Origin of the sequence: Streptomyces capitiformicae (genome assembly GCF_002214185.1) — a bacterium.
In the GTDB taxonomy this organism is placed as follows: Bacteria; Actinomycetota; Actinomycetes; order Streptomycetales; family Streptomycetaceae; genus Streptomyces; species Streptomyces capitiformicae.
In genome coordinates this window covers 3,490,343-3,503,257 of the sequence record NZ_CP022161.1, presented here as the reverse complement: position 1 = coordinate 3,503,257, position 12,915 = coordinate 3,490,343, and the positions used below count along the sequence as shown (strand labels likewise).

The 12,915-nt window shown below is 69.8% G+C and carries 9 protein-coding genes and 1 tRNA gene; 9 read left to right on the top strand and 1 reads right to left on the bottom strand.

From position 1 onward, the window contains the following. Positions 1 to 177: 177 nt before the first annotated feature. On the top strand, positions 178 to 1,251 hold the full coding sequence (locus CES90_RS15535; protein ID WP_189782879.1) for an enoyl-CoA hydratase/isomerase family protein: 1,074 nt from the start codon (positions 178 to 180) through the stop codon (positions 1,249 to 1,251). 175 nt (positions 1,252 to 1,426) lie between these two features. On the opposite strand, the gene CES90_RS15530 is transcribed toward CES90_RS15535, so the two are convergent. After that, positions 1,427 to 2,062, bottom strand: a complete 636-nt coding sequence (locus CES90_RS15530) for a TetR/AcrR family transcriptional regulator (RefSeq protein WP_189782880.1) — start codon at positions 2,060 to 2,062, stop codon at positions 1,427 to 1,429. A 136-nt stretch (positions 2,063 to 2,198) separates the two neighbouring features. On the opposite strand from CES90_RS15530, the gene CES90_RS15525 reads away from it, so the two are divergent. From CES90_RS15525 to CES90_RS15490, 8 genes are all read left to right on the top strand, one after another. Continuing rightward, positions 2,199 to 3,344: a VOC family protein gene (locus tag CES90_RS15525; RefSeq protein ID WP_189782881.1), complete on the top strand. Its 1,146-nt coding sequence runs from the start codon at positions 2,199 to 2,201 to the stop codon at positions 3,342 to 3,344. Continuing rightward, positions 3,341 to 4,291: a fumarylacetoacetate hydrolase family protein gene (locus CES90_RS15520; protein WP_189782882.1), complete on the top strand. Its 951-nt coding sequence runs from the start codon at positions 3,341 to 3,343 to the stop codon at positions 4,289 to 4,291. The genes CES90_RS15525 and CES90_RS15520 overlap by 4 nt, the downstream gene beginning before the upstream one ends. A 7-nt stretch (positions 4,292 to 4,298) precedes the next feature. Beyond that, positions 4,299 to 5,903, top strand: coding sequence for a bifunctional 3-(3-hydroxy-phenyl)propionate/3-hydroxycinnamic acid hydroxylase MhpA (mhpA, locus tag CES90_RS15515; RefSeq protein WP_189782883.1), 1,605 nt, complete (start codon positions 4,299 to 4,301; stop codon positions 5,901 to 5,903). Beyond that, complete coding sequence (locus tag CES90_RS15510; RefSeq protein WP_189782884.1) at positions 5,900 to 7,894, top strand: acetoacetate--CoA ligase; 1,995 nt, start codon at positions 5,900 to 5,902, stop codon at positions 7,892 to 7,894. Before mhpA ends, CES90_RS15510 begins: the two co-directional genes overlap by 4 nt. 486 nt (positions 7,895 to 8,380) lie before the next feature. Beyond that, positions 8,381 to 8,569 carry a hypothetical protein gene (locus CES90_RS15505; protein WP_189782885.1) on the top strand — a complete coding sequence of 63 codons (189 nt, stop codon included), beginning with the start codon at positions 8,381 to 8,383 and terminating at the stop codon, positions 8,567 to 8,569. A gap of 476 nt (positions 8,570 to 9,045) precedes the next feature. Continuing rightward, positions 9,046 to 10,977 carry an alpha-L-fucosidase gene (locus CES90_RS15500; RefSeq protein WP_189782924.1) on the top strand — a complete coding sequence of 644 codons (1,932 nt, stop codon included), beginning with the start codon at positions 9,046 to 9,048 and terminating at the stop codon, positions 10,975 to 10,977. After that, complete coding sequence (locus CES90_RS15495) at positions 10,956 to 12,194, top strand: RICIN domain-containing protein (protein ID WP_229913794.1); 1,239 nt, start codon at positions 10,956 to 10,958, stop codon at positions 12,192 to 12,194. The genes CES90_RS15500 and CES90_RS15495 overlap by 22 nt, the downstream gene beginning before the upstream one ends. A 319-nt stretch (positions 12,195 to 12,513) precedes the next feature. After that, positions 12,514 to 12,586 (top strand) — tRNA-Arg (locus CES90_RS15490). Positions 12,587 to 12,915: the final 329 nt, after the last annotated feature.

Here is a 12,915-nt window from a genome sequence, read left to right as displayed (position 1 = left end):
AAATTTCGAACACGGTCCGGCACAACGGCGGTAATGCTAGGGCTCACGACACGGTCGGGAGAAGCGGAATTAAACGGCTGGAACTGCCCGAATACCCCCCGGCACCTGCCTCTGCCTCCTCGTACCGGACACTCGGCGAGTCGAGAAAACCCCGCGCCCCATGATTGATTGCGACACATGACCGCTGCCACCCCCGCCATCGAACCCCCCACGGCCGACGAGGTCCTCACCGACGTCCACCAGGGCGTCGGCAGGATCCTGCTCAACCGCCCCCGGGCCCTCAACGCACTGACCACCCCCATGGTCGCCGCCATCGACGAGGCCCTGGCGGCCTGGGAGAGCACGCCACTCACGGCCGTGGTGCTGGCGAGCACGAACCCGAAGGCGTTCTGCGCCGGCGGCGACATGCGCGCGATCCGGGCGAACGCCCTTGCCGGTGACACGGAGGCGAGCGAGAACTTCTTCGCCACCGAGTACCGCCTCAACGCCCGCATCGCCGAGCACCCCGTCCCGATCGTGTCCCTGATCGACGGCATCTGCATGGGCGGTGGCCTCGGCCTCTCCATCCACGGCGACTATCGCGTCGTAACCGAGAACACGATCCTGGCCATGCCCGAAACAGCCATCGGCTTCTTCCCCGACATCGGCGCCAGCCACTTCCTCCCCCGCCTCCCCGGCGCGATCGGCATGTACCTGGGCCTGACGGGCCACCGCCTGGACGCGGCAGACGCCCTGTACACGGGCCTGGCCACCCACTTCGTCCCCGCGAACCGCATCGACGAGGTCACGGAAGCCCTGGCCGACAACGCCGCCACCCCGATCGACACCATCCTGAAGGACCTGGAAGGCCGGGAAGGCCGGGAAGGCCGGGAAGGCCGGGAAGGCCGGGAAGGCCTGGGTGGCATCCCCGCGCCCTCGGTCGCCGGTAGCAAACTCGCAGCAGTACGAGCCGACCTGGACCGAGCCTTCGGCGCCCCCACCCTCGACGGCATCAGGCAGGAACTCCACGCCCTGGCCACCCCCTGGGCGGCAAGGACCCTGGCCACTCTGGACGCCCACTCCCCACAGAGCCTCGAAATCACCCACGCCCTGCTGACAGCGGGCAGAACCCGCACCCTGCGCGAATGCCTCGCCGCCGAACTCCTCCTCACCCGCACGACCATCCGCTCCCCGGACTTCCTGGAGGGCGTACGGGCGGTCCTGGTCGACAAGGACCGCACTCCGGCCTGGCAACGCGCCGACACGCAGTAGCAGGATGCGGGCCGGAGGGCGGGCGATGCCGACGGAGCCCCGACTTGAGGTCACGGAAAGCCGGCGACCCCAAAGAGGCGCCCAGCAGCCGCAGTACCTTCTCATCGGCGGGGGTGAGGTCCTTCAGCCGGGTACGGAGCGCAACGGGAGGCGCCCTTCCTGCGGTGCGGAGCCGTCAGCCCAGGTCGGGCAACGGGCGCCGGGCGACCTCGTGGGCGTCGTCCGATGGAACGCCCAGCATGCGAAGGACCATCTCGGCGAGGTTCACCGCGGCCTCGTCGCCGTCCAGGTCGGGGCGGGCGAAACACAGCTCCGCGAGGGACAGCAGGGTCCCGCCCAGCGCGGACAGGGCCACGACCGGCTCGACGGACGTGAAGCGGCCGGAGGCGATGCCGACCTGTAGATCGCGCAGAGCCCGGCGGGCCAGTCCGTTGTCCGAGTGGAGGTGGCCGAGGCCTCGGCGGCGCAGGACCTGCATGAGCTCCGGGTGAGAGTCGGCCATCCGGGCGCTGAGCCGGAAGCCGGCCGCGACGAGCTCCGCGGGGTCGTCGATCCCGGTCAGCCGCTCGTCGAAGGTCTGGCCGAACTCCTCCAGGGCGTCCGTCACCGCCGCCTCGAACAGCTCCGTCTTGGACTCGAAGTGGTTGTAGAAGGAGCCGAAGCCGACGTCCGCGCGCTCGGCGATCGCCTGGATGCTGGCGCCGGTGTCCCCGGTCTCGGCAAGTATCTGCCGGGCGGCGCGGACGAGTGCCCTGCGGGTCTCGGCGCGGCGCCGCTCGAACCGGTTGCTGGGCGGGGCTGACGTGGGCATGGGCCGAGTGTAGCTGCGGAGTCCACCACTGCCACAGTTCTGATGAAATCCTCATCTCGTGATAGCCAGCCTATTGACGAGGATCCTGTCAATGATGATGATTTCCTCATTATGGTGATGTTGCTCGGAGGGCACCATGTCTGAAACACGCGTGGCCCAAGCGGCCGTCGCGACGCCCCACCAGGATCTCCACAGCGCGCAGGGCGCCCTGCGCGGCGAACATCCCGGTCGCTCCCGGAACCCCGTGATCAAGGTGGCGGACCTGGCCTGGCTGGAGTTCGAGAAGCCCGACCTGGACCGGGCGGAAGTCTTCGCCCGCGACTTCGGCTTCGGTGTCGCCGCCCGCACGGAGAGTGAGCTGTGGCTGCGAGGTACCTTCGCCGGTTCGCCCTGCATGGTGATCCGGCGTGGTCGTACGTCCCGTTTCATCGGCCCGGCGTTCCGGGCGGCCGAGCGGGCCGACCTGGACCGGCTGGCGCGGGCGACCGGGGCGGCCGTACGGGACGCGGACGTGCCCGGCGGCGGCAAGGTGGTCGACCTGCTCGACCCGTCCGGCTTCCCGGTGCGGGTCGTGCACTGCGCCGAACAGCTCCCCGAACTGCCGGAACAGCGGCCGCTGCTCCTCAACTTCGGCACGGATCACCGTCGTATCAACGCCACGCAGCGCCCGCCGCGCGAGCCGTCCCGGATCCAGCGGCTGGGTCATGTGGTGCTGGAGACACGGGTGTTCGCCCGTGCCCTGGACTGGTATCTGGACACGCTCGGGATGATCGTGTCGGACTTCCTGTTCCTGGACGGGCAGCGCGGGCGCGGTCCGACGATGGCGTTCATCCGCTGCGATCTGGGCAGCGTGCCCGCCGACCACCACACGCTCGCGATGCACTTGGGACCGGGGACGGGGTACGTCCACTCCGCCTACCAGGTCACCGACCTCGACTCCATCGCGGCCGGCGGCGAGTACCTGGCCGAGCGTGGCTACAAGCGCAGCTGGGGCATCGGCCGGCACATCCAGGGCAGCCAGCTCTTCGACTACTGGCGCGACCCCGACCACTTCATGCTGGAGCACTTCGCCGACGGCGACCTGTTCTCCTGCGACGTCGAACCCGGCTGGGCGCCGATGTCGGCGAGTGGTCTGGCCCAGTGGGGCCCTCCGGCCACCCGGGACTTCCTGGGCGCGAGCCCGTCGCCCGCCAAGGTCCGCGAGGTGCTGCACGCCCTCCGCGGCGACAACGAACTGGACGTCGAACGTCTGCTGGGCCTGATGAAAGCGATGAACTCATGAGCACCAACGTCCTGCGCACTGCCGACGGCTGGTGGGTCGCCCTCGGCCGGCGTGCCGTCCCCGTCGACACCAAGGCCGTCACCACCGCCGAGCTGATCGCCGACCGTGGCACCGTACGCGAGGCGGCTCTTTCCGGCGAGGCGGGCACGCCCGTTTCCGACCTGGCAGCGCTCTCGCCGGTCACCACGCCCTGCCGGGTGGTGGCCCAGATGGTCAACTACCGCAGCCACGCCCGTGATTCGGGCTTCACCGGCGACATCCCGCCCGCCTTCTTCCGCAAGGCGTCCGGCTCGGTCAGCGGCCCGGGGGAGGCCATCGTCCGCCCCTCCCATGTGAAGTTCCTCGACTACGAGATCGAACTCGGCCTGGTCATGGGGGCGCCGCTGCCCGTCGGCACCGTCGTCGACGAAGGGGACCTGCCGTCCTATGTCGCCGGGCTCGTGATGACCAACGACGTCAGCGCCCGTGAGGTCCAGCTGACCAAGACGCAGTTCTACGAGAGCAAGTCCTATCCGACCTTCACGCCCACCGGCCCCTACCTGGCCCTGCTGGAGCCGGAGGACTTCACCCACCTCCTCGACCTGCGGCTGAAGCTGTCCGTCAACGGCGACCTGCGCCAGGACCGCACCCTCGCCGACATGATCGTCCGCCCGGCGCAGGCCCTGACCCTGCTGGCCCGCTTCCAGACCCTCGACCCCGGCGACCTGCTGCTCACCGGCACCCCCGGCGGCACGGCCCTCAAGGCCCCGCCGAAGCCGGTCGAGAAGATCGGCGCCCTGCTGCCGCCCGCCGTGAAGTGGAAGGCGTTCTTCAAGTCCCAGGCCAGGAACCCCCACTACCTGCGGCACGGCGATGTCGTCACCGCCTCCATCGCCACGCCGGACGGCCGGATCGACCTGGGCGAGCAGCGCACGCCCGTGGCCGACACGCACGGAGAGCAGAAGTGAGCCGCACATGACCGTAGAGCACAACTCGGCAGACGTACCCGTGGTGATCGTCGGCGCCGGACCGGTGGGCGTGACCGCCGCCCTGCTGCTCGCCCGGCGCGGGGTGCGTACCGTCGTCCTCGAACGCCACCGGGACGTCTACCCCCTGCCCCGTGCCGTCGCCACCGACGACGAGGTACGCAGGATCCTCCAGGCCGCCGGAATCGCCGACGAGTTCGCCGCCATCGCCCGTCCCGCGCGCGGACTGCGGCTGCTGGACGCCCGGCACCGAGTGATCGCCGAGTTCCGGCGGTCCCCGCACGGCCACCACGGCTTCCCGCAGACCAGTATGTTCGACCAGCCCGAACTGGAGCGGCTGCTGCGCGAGGCACTCGCCCGTCGCCCGGAGTGCGAGCTGCGGGGCGGGGTCGAGGTGACAGCGGTCGAGCAGCCTGCCGACGGACCGGTCCGCGTCACCTACCGCGATGACGCGGGCGAGCACCTGCTGCTCGCGGAGGCCGTCCTCGGCTGCGACGGCGCGGGCAGCCTCACCCGCGACGCCATCGGCGCGGGGTGGGAGGACCTGCACTTCGAGGAAGACTGGACCGTCATCGACGTGACGACGAAAGCCGCCGTCCGCTGCTGGGAAGGCGTCGACCAGGTCTGCGACCCGCACCACCCGGCGACGTTCATGCGGATCGGCGAGGACCGTTACCGCTGGGAGTTCCGGCTCCGTGCGGGGGAGGGCCTCGACGGCCCCGACGGGCGGGAGCGACTGCGCGAGCTGGTTGCCCCCTGGGTGGACATCTCCCGCCTCTCCCCTGCCGACGACTTCCACGTCATCCGGCAGGCCCAGTACACCTTCCAGGCCCGCATCGCCGACCGCTGGCGCCTCGGCCGCGTCTTCCTCCTCGGCGACGCCGCCCATCTCACCCCGCCGTTCGTCGGACAGGGCCTGTGCTCGGGGCTGCGCGACGCCTACAACCTGACCTGGAAGCTCGCCCGCGTCCTTCAGCAGGGTGCCGACGAACGGCTGCTGGACACCTACGAGCGGGAACGCAGACCGCACGCCCGCCATGTGATCCGCCTCGCGGTCGCCACCGGCTGGGCCATGACCGGCGGCCAGGACCGTGCGGCCGCCCTGCGCCGCACCGCCGTCGCCGCGGCCTGCCGCATCCCCGGAGTGACGGATAGGGCGAGCCGGGACCTCAGCCGCCCGCTGCGCGTCGGTTCGCTCGTACGCCGCAGCCGGCTCGGCGGCACTTTCTGCCCGCAGCCCCGGGTGACGACCGAGGACGGACAACATGTCCGTCTCGACGACGTCCTCGGGGACTCCTTCGCCGTGCTGACCGCGGTGCCGCTGCCGCCCTCACTGCGCGCGCTCACCGACGGACTCGGCGCCCGGGTCGTCGACGTACACGAGACCGGCGACGACGGCACCCTCGCCGCCTGGCTGCGCGCAGGCCGTGCCGACGCCGTCCTGCTGCGCCCCGATCGCGTCGTGATGGACGTCGTTCCGACAGGCGGCGGCCACTTCACCGGCACCGCCGCCTGGGCGCCCCTGCTGTGCACCACCCGCGGGCCCGTCGAACAGCCCGTATCCGCACCCCTGTCGAGGAGTTCCGCGCGATGACCACGCCGTACGCCCATCCCTTCTGGACCCCGGACCCGGAAGCCGCCGCACGCAGCCGGACCGCCGACTTCGGCCGCTGGGCCGCCCGGCACTGGGGCGTCGAAGCCGACCTCTCCGACTACTCCGCCCTGCACCGCTGGTCGGTCACCGACCTGGAAGGCTTCTGGGGCGCGGTGTGGGAGTACTTCGACATCGACGCGGAAACGCCGTACGAGCGGGTCCTGGTCGAAGAGACCATGCCCGGCGCCCGCTGGTTCACCGGCGCCACCCTCAACTACGCCCACCACGCCCTGCGCAATCTCACGGACGACGACCCGGCGATCGTTGCCCTCGACGAGACCGGCTCCGGGTACGAGGTGACCGGAGGCCGCCTGCGCGCCCAGGTCGCCTCGGTCGCCGCGACCCTGCGCGAGCTGGGCGTGGGGCAGGGCGACCGCGTCGTCGGCTACCTGCCCAACACCCCGCACGCGATCGTCGCGTTCCTGGCCGCGGCGAGCCTGGGCGCCGTGTGGTCGGTGTGCGGACAGGACTACGCCCCCAAGGCCGCCGCCGACCGTTTTGCCCAGCTCGAACCCACCGTGCTGATCGCCGCCGACGGCTACCTGTTCAACGGCGCCACGCACGACCGTCGGGAGGCCACTCTCGAACTGGCCCGAGCCTTGCCGACGTTGAAGGCCACCGTGCTGGTCCACCACGTGGGCCTCTCCGGGCTCTCGGCCAACTACCCGTCGCTGGTCCTCCCCTGGGAGGAGACGGCGACGCGCACCGAGGAACTCACGTGCACGCCCGTGCCGTTCGACCACCCCCTCTGGGTCGTCTTCTCCTCCGGCACGACCGGCCTGCCCAAGGGCATCGTCCACGGCCACGGCGGTGTCCTGTTGGAGCACCTCAAGACCCTGGCCCTCCAGTCCGACCTCGGCCCTGGCGACCGTCTCCTCTGGTACACCACCACCCACTGGATGATGTGGAACCTCGTCGTCTCCACCCTGCTGACGGGCGCCACGACCTGCACGTACGACGGCAGCCCGGCCGTGCTCACCGAGCCGGACATCCTCTGGGAGCTGGCGGCCCGCCACCGCGTCACCCTCTTCGGCACCAGCCCTCAGTACCTGCTGGGCATGGCCAAGTTCGGCATCGACCCGTCCGTCCACGACCTGTCGGCGATCCGCGCCGTGGGCTGCACCGGATCCGCCCTGCCGGCCTCCGCCTACCCGTGGGTCCGCGACCACGTCGGCGACGGCGTCCAGCTCGCCTCCATCAGCGGCGGCACGGACGTCGTGTCCGGCTTCGCCGGCGGAGCACCCGTCGTGCCCGTGTGGGCGGGCGAGCTCTCCGCGCCCTACCTGGGTGTCGCACTGGCCGCGTACGACGAGGAGGGCCACCCGGTCACCGACCAGGTGGGCGAACTGGTCGTCACCCGCCCGATGCCGTCCATGCCGCTGTACTTCTGGAACGACACCGACGGCACCCGCTACCACGACGCCTACTTCTCCGGTTATCCCGGTGTGTGGCGGCACGGCGACTGGATCACCCTCACCTCCCACGGCTCGGTGATCGTCCACGGCCGCTCCGACTCCACGCTCAACCGCAACGGCGTACGGCTGGGCAGCGCCGACATCCACGATGTCGTCGAACGCCTTCCCGAGATCACCGAAGCCCTGGTCATCGGCGCGGAGGAGCCGGACGGCGGCTACTGGATGCCCCTGTTCGTGGTCCTCACGGCCGGCGTCGAACTGGACGACGCCCTGCGCGACCGCATCCGCGAGGTCATTCGCACCGGCGCCTCACCCCGCCACGTCCCCGACGAGATCCTCGAGGTGCCGGGCATCCCGCACACCCGCACCGGCAAGAAGCTGGAGGTCCCGGTCAAACGCCTGCTCCAGGGCGCTCCGGTCGAGCAGGTCGTCAACCTGGCCACCGTGGACGACCCCGACCTGGTCGACCACTACGCCCGCCTCGGTGCCGAACGGCGTGCTCAGAGGCTCAACTAGTGCCCCGACAGGCAACGTTCGCCCCGTCGCAACGCCCGGCACGCTCCCCCACTCTCGGCTTCTCCCCCACTCTCGGCTTCTCCCCCACTCTCGGCTTCTCCCCCACTCTCGGCTTCTCCCCCACTCTCGGCTTCTCCCCCACTCTCGGCTTCGCTCGAGCGGGAGGGGCCCCCATGAGCGGGAGGGGCCCCCATGAGCGGGAGGGGCCCCCATGAGCGGGAGGGGCCCCCATCGCCGCACCGGCCGAAAGCCCAAGTACATCCAGTCCATCTACGGGGACTTCCGGCCGGCACACCGAGAGCACGCACCGGACGCCGCTCCTTGACGGGCAAACGTCGCCTGCCGGGGCACTAGCTCCGCCCCCCATGCAGAGAGCCGACCACCACCGTGCACGATCAAGACCGTCCGCCCGGTTCCAGGCCGTCGAAATCGGCCGTCACCGTGAACCATCTGCGCAGAACATCGGGGCTCCTCCGCTGCCGCCTCTTGACTCTCATCCTGGCCGCTGTCGGCGTCCCCCTCCTGCTCGCCCTGACCCTGGGGAGCCGCCTGGCCGCCTCTGTGTCCGGCCCGCTCACCCTCGGCATGCTGACGCTCCTCGTCGGCGCGCTGACCATGGTGGCCGCAGCCCTCTGGTACGACCGCTCCTGCCGCGATTGCCAACACATCCTATGAATCGAGTCACTCAGTCCGGCAATCGAACGCGTTTGTCAGCTTGCTCTCGGGGCTGGTCTGGCAATTTCCGTCGAGACCGTAGACAGACCGCCGACTGATGCCCGTTAATACGTCCGATGTTGCTCCACTGAACACACGCTGTGTTCAAGGCCTGTCACGGCCGCGCGTGCTGTCCTGCGAACTGCCAGGAGACGACCTTGTCAGAGCCGATCACCCGCCGAAGGGGCCGCTCGTCGGCATGGCGGTCACCCACGGCGGGCTTCGCCGGTGCGTCCGGGGCCCTGTGTCGAACGGAAGGCCTGTCGCCCAGCACGCCCTAACGCTTGTGCCGGGCGCCTCACTCAGGGAGTTCAGTTCACCTGGCGGGCCGGCCCGCACATCGCGCCGTTCGAGACCGACCGCGTCGTACGTGCCAGCACGTCGTCACCGCCACCCATGCCATCGATCCACAGGAGTGGGCCGTGTCCTCATCAAGAATGACTCGCCGTACGTTTCTCGGTGCGGCGGGGGCGGCGACCGCCGCGACCGCCCTGCCGATCGTCCCCGGCTTCTCCGGCCTTCTGCCGCAGGCGTCCGCCGCGGACACGCAGACCAACCTGAGCAGGATGGTCGACATGCGGTTCGGCATGTTCAACCACTTCAGCCTGGGCACGTTCACGAACCAGGAGTGGGCGGAACCCAATCAGAGCCCCACCCTCTTCGCTCCACCGAGTGTCAACTGCGGGCAGTGGGCCGCCGCGGCGGCCGCCGCGAAAATGAGTTACGGCATCCTGACCACCAAGCACCACGACGGCTTCGCCCTGTGGCCGAGCGCCTACGGCACCCAGAACGTCGCGAACAGCTCTTACAAGCAGGACGTGGTGAAGGCGTACTGCGACGCCTTCCGCGCGAGGGGGCTGAAGGTCGGGTTCTACTACTCGATCTGGGACCGCACCTTCGGCGTCGAGGCATGGGAGAGCCGGCACAGGGTGACCGGGCTCGAGACAACCGATGCCATCCAGCCCGGCGACATGACCTTCATGCTCGGCCAGATCCGCGAGCTGCTGACCAACTACGGCACCATCGACATGTTCATGACTGATGGTTACGCATGGCAGATGGGGCAGCAGGCAGTCTCCTACCAGAGGATCCGTTCACTGGTGAAGGAGCTTCAGCCCGACTGCGTGATGATCGACATCGGCGGACTGTCGGAGCCCTTCCTCAGCGACGCGATCTTCTTCGAGGAGCCGCTGGGCGTCACGGCGCCCGCGGGCAACACCTACGCCGGAATGCAGGGACAGACCATCAGCAACGGCTGGTTCTGGCACCCCTCCACCCCGACCGAGGGCCTCATGAGCAAGGACGCGATCCTCTCTCACCTGGCCGACCTGGAACCGAGGTACACCTCGTTCATCCTCAACTGCCCGCCCAACCGCAACGGCCTGCTGGACACCAACGTCGTCAACCGGCTGGCCGAGGTCGGCGCGGCATGGAGCCCCAACACCTCCCGGCCGCCGCTGCCCACCCAGCCACTGCGCGCCGAACACCCCGTCACACCGGTCAACGCGTACGCCACCGCCTTCCGCACCGGCGAGGGCCCGCTCAACGCCATCGACGGACTCAGCGACGTCCGCTACGAAACCTGCTGGTCGACCTGGGGCCTGTCGCTGCCGCAGTCGATCACCATCGACCTGGGCGGGGTGTGGAGCAACGTCTCCACCCTGGAATACCTGCCCAAGCAGTGGAACCGCAGCAACTCCGCCGACGGCGACATCACCTCGTACACCATCCTCACCAGCACCGACGGGGTCACCTTCGCCCAGGTCGCCACCGGCACCTGGGCCGGCAACGGCAAGTACAAGCTGGTGGAGTGGCCCAACCGGAACGTGGGCTTCGTACGGATCCAGGTCAACGCGGCCACCGGCGGCTACGCCAACATCGGCGGCGTGCGGATCGGCGGCCGGTCGGTCAAGCCGGCACTGGTGTCCACCACGCTGCCCGGCGACGGCACCGTCTACCGCCTCGTCAACCGCAACAGCAGCAAGGTCGCCGACGTGAGCGGGAACGGAACCGCCAACAGCACCAACATCCTCCAGTGGCCCTGGCTGAACAAGACCAACCAGAAGTGGACCTTCGCCTCCACCGGCGACGGCTACTACGAGATCAAGGGTGTGGGCAGCGGCAAGCTCATGGAGGTCGCCGGCCTCTCCCGCGCCGACGGCGGCAACGTCGCCATCTGGTCGGACTCCAACGTCCCCCAGCAGCACTGGGCCGTCACACCCACCGGCGACGGACACTACTTCCTGATCAACCGCTACAGCGGGCTCTGCCTCGCCGTCGACGAGGGCAGCACCGCCGACGGAGCCAACATCGAGCAGCAGCCGTACGCGTCACTGACACGGCAGCAGTGGCAGATCATCCCCTCCTGATCCTGCCCTCCGGCCCGCTCCTCCTCGGCCTGTTGCGAGGAGCAGCGCTGGTGGTCCCCTGCGGGCGCGAGGCGCATGCGCACCCCGCGCCCGCAGAACACGTGCCTGAATCCATCACTCCTCCGAGCACGGCGGCCGCACGCAGGCATGTACAGCGCCCCAGCCCCCTCGCCCCGCACATCTCCACGAAGAAGACACGCACGTCCCCACGCGAAAGACACGCACGTCCCCACGCGCAAGAACCGCACGTCCCCACCCGGAAAGAAGGGCCACCCATTCACACCTCCCGAAGACTCGCCGCCAGACTCACGGCCACGGCATCCGCCACCTGCCTGGCCGCCGCCGGACTCGCGCTCATCCCGGCGGGAGAAGCCTCGGCGGCGGGCGCGCCGCAGGGCGGCCACGTCTACACCCTGACGGCGGCCCACAGCGGCAAGAACGCCGCCGTGCTGTCGGACTCCCTGGCCAACGGAGCGGCGGTCGTGCAGAAGACCGCCTCCGGCGGCCCCCGCCAGCTGTGGGAGGCCGTCGCCCACGGCGACGGCACCTTCTCGCTGGTCAACATCAACAGCGGCAAGTGCATGGACGTGGCGAGCGGCTCCGTGACAGCGGGGGCCAAGATCATCCAGTGGCCCTGCACCGGCGCCACCAACCAGAACTGGGCTGTCAGCGGTTCGGCGATCGTCTCCGCCCGCAGCGGCCTGTGCCTGGACGTCTCCGGCGGCTCCACCGCGGAGGACACCGCGGTCGTCCAGTGGACCTGCAACGGCCAGACCAATCAGCAGGGGAGCCTGACCGAGCGCCCGCGCTCGGCGACCTGGAGCCCGGCCATGGTCAGCGGCGGCCAGACCTTCAACGAGCAGACCATCCGGATGGTCGTCCACAACAACACCTCCGGCGCGGGGCTGCGCATCCGGCTGTCCAACCTGCGCAGCACGACCGCCCTCTCGGTCGGTGCCGTCCGGATCATCGGCGGCACGATCCTGCCGAACTCCACGCAGACCGCCGCCAAGGCCGCCATCCGCGCCCAGGTCAACAACTGGATCCGCACCAGCGGCGCCTTCGACGCGGTGATCGACTTCGACGCCGCGCTCCGGGACCCGGCCAACCCGGCGCAGCTGCTCCCCGCCTACGACAGCGGCGACCATCTGCACCCCAACAGCGCGGGCATGCAGGCCATCGCCAACACCGTGAACCTCTCGCTGCTCACCTCCTGAGCGGTGCCCGCCTCCCCAACGGCGTAGTTCCGTTCGGCGCCCCCTCTCCGCGTACGGGGCACCGGATGGAACGGCCCGTCAAAGCCGCAGAAGCGGCAGGTCAGAAGCACCCTTGCCTGCCGTCCCGCTCTCCTGCCCCTATACAGAGGACCCTCGCTGGCGCGCATCCGCTACGCTGTCCCTGGTTGGTCGTTGGTGCATCGCGTTGTCCGCTCAGGTGACACTGCGGACGGCGTCGCACCACGTCTGACCAACGGGCTTGTGATCCTCGCCGAAGATCCACTTCCTGGATTTTCTCCAAGGTTTTCCACAAGCCCCCGCCTTCGTAGCTCAGGGGATAGAGCACCGCTCTCCTAAAGCGGGTGTCGCAGGTTCGAATCCTGCCGGGGGCACAATGCATTACGCCGCTGACCTGGGGTTTCTCTCCCAGGGAGGCGCTCTACTCGGCCTCGGACTCCTCGTCCGGGGCCGTTTGCGTGAGCGGACGGGGTGCTGATCTCCCGAGGTGTCCGCGTCATCGCCCGCCTGAGTGAGCCGGACAGGACGAGAAGATCGACACCCTGACACGGCACCCTCCTGGCCGTCGCCTCAGCCCTGACTCCAAGCGTCCCCCTGCGCCGACCGGCATCCGGGGGGTGTTTCCGGGTCCGGTCATGGCCGGGCGCGGACGCCGGGAATCCATTGTCGGGCGCTGCCCGGCACGGAAGTCTCCTCACCTGTG